Source organism: Fuchsiella alkaliacetigena (assembly GCF_023227765.1).
Lineage (GTDB): Bacteria > Bacillota > Halanaerobiia > Halobacteroidales > Acetohalobiaceae > Fuchsiella > Fuchsiella alkaliacetigena.
Window position 1 is genome coordinate 1 of record NZ_JALKBZ010000115.1, and the last position, 1106, is coordinate 1106.

At 29.9% G+C, this 1106-nt stretch carries 1 protein-coding gene; it reads left to right on the forward strand.

Features of this window, described 5'->3' with window-relative positions; all coding sequences use genetic code 11:
- Positions 1-1074 (forward strand): IS1380 family transposase (locus MWH30_RS13725; RefSeq protein WP_248664666.1); only part of this gene is annotated, 1074 nt, incomplete at its 5' end.
- Positions 1075-1106 lie beyond the last annotated feature (32 nt).

Here is a 1106-nt window from a genome sequence, read left to right on the forward strand (position 1 = left end):
TATAAAAGAACAAAAAACTCTGATATTCCAAGTGAAAAAGTATATCGCGACCTTTTAAAAAACTTACCTGAAAATGCTAAAGATGAACTCAGGAATTTAAATAGAAAATTATTATCTCTACAAGCCCAATGCCAACCACCTCGTGAAGTTATGCTTGACTTTGATGATACTGTTTGTACTGTCTTTGGTAACCAAGAAGGTTCAGCTTGTGGATATAATCCCCGCTACCATGGAAGAGCTTCTTTTAAAGAGAAAGTTGGGATTATCAGTAATACTGATGAAATAACTGATTTAACCTTAGAATCAGGTAAACATCATAGTAACCATAACTTCTTGGAGTTTTTAGAATCTTGCATAGCAACTTTACCAGAAAACTGGTATCTAAAAAGAATCAGAGCTGATAAAGGATTCTTCGATCAAAAGAACTTTGAATACTGCGAGGATAACGGTTATGAATATATTGTTAAAGCTAAAATGCAAAAAGGAATACAGAAGATAATCGATTATATTAATGAAAATCCAACACAGTATCATTGGGCTAAAATCGATGACATGTTTAGCGTAACTGAAATTACCTTGCCCCTTATGTCCTGGTCTAAAGAACGTAGATTTGTAATTATTAGAAAAAGAACTTTTAAAATAGAAGATGATGAATTCATATCTGATTATGAGTATCAAGCAATAGTCACTAATGTTGATTATTTAACTTCTGTAGAAATTTTTCATGATTACAATCAACGCTGTAATATTGAAAATAAGATTGATGAATTAAAGCAAGGTTTTGCTTTTGATCAAAATAGCCAACTTAATCAAAAATGCAATGAGCTATTTTTGCTTATTAAAATGATTGCTTGTAATCTTCATAATTTCTTTAAGAGAATCATTTTACCTAAAGATTTACACCATCATGAAATTAAAACTTTAAGAAGGATACTTTACAAAATACCTGGCAATATAGTGATAAATGGTTTGTATAAGCATATTAGATTTGCTCCAAATAAGATTCTTGAAAGGATAATTTCATATATCAGAGATTCTTTATCTTCTCTTTTAAAGAAGGTGATATACAAATAATATTTAGTTTTTGGTTACTTGCCGAATTGAGG